The sequence below is a fragment of the Streptomyces palmae genome (genome assembly GCF_004684805.1).
Lineage (GTDB): Bacteria > Actinomycetota > Actinomycetes > Streptomycetales > Streptomycetaceae > Streptomyces > Streptomyces palmae.
The window spans coordinates 1-635 of the sequence record NZ_SRID01000788.1 but is presented as its reverse complement, the minus strand read 5'-3'; the positions used below and the strand labels follow the sequence as shown (position 1 = coordinate 635).

The window sequence follows — 635 nt, the reverse complement described above, 5'->3', positions numbered from 1 at the left end:
TACGGGGTGCGGACGCGCTGCCCGAGCCGGCGTCCTCGGCTCGCGGGGTGGTCGCGGGGGCCGAGGCGGGGAGTGGGGTCGTCGGATCGGAGTCGGCGCCCTCGGCTCGCGGTGTGGACGTACCGTCCGGGCCGGTGCGGCCGGTCGGCCCCGCCCCGCTCGCCGACCCCGTGGAGGCGCCCCTCGTCCCGGCGGGCGAGAGCATCGAGGCGCTGGTGGAGCGGGCGGCGGACTCCGGACTGCCGGTCACCTGGGCGCCCGGCACCGAGGCCGCGGCCGCCGCGGCCGGGCTCGCCCCGATGGCCGAGCGGGCCGCCTACCGGGTGGTGCAGGAGTCCTTGACCAATGCCGCCAAGCACGCCCCGGGCGCGGCGGTCACGGTGGCCGTCACCGTGGATCCGGCGCGGCCGGGCCGCGGACCGGAGACGGTGGTCCGGGTCGTCACATGCGCCGCGCCCGGCGCGCCCCGGAACGCGTCCGACCGCGGGCCCGGCTCGGGCACCGGGCTGCTCGGGCTGCGGGAGCGGGTACGGCTGGTGGGCGGGGTGTTCGCGGCCCAACCCCGGGACGGCGGTTTCGAGGTGGTGGCCAGGCTGCCGCAGGCCCCCACCGGAGCGCTTGCCGCGGCCGCGCCC

The 635-nt window shown here is 80.5% G+C and carries 1 protein-coding gene; it reads left to right on the top strand.

From position 1 onward, the window contains the following. Window positions 1-113 precede the first annotated feature (113 nt). Window positions 114-635 (top strand): sensor histidine kinase (locus E4099_RS33470; protein ID WP_342451966.1); only part of this gene is annotated, 522 nt, incomplete at its 3' end.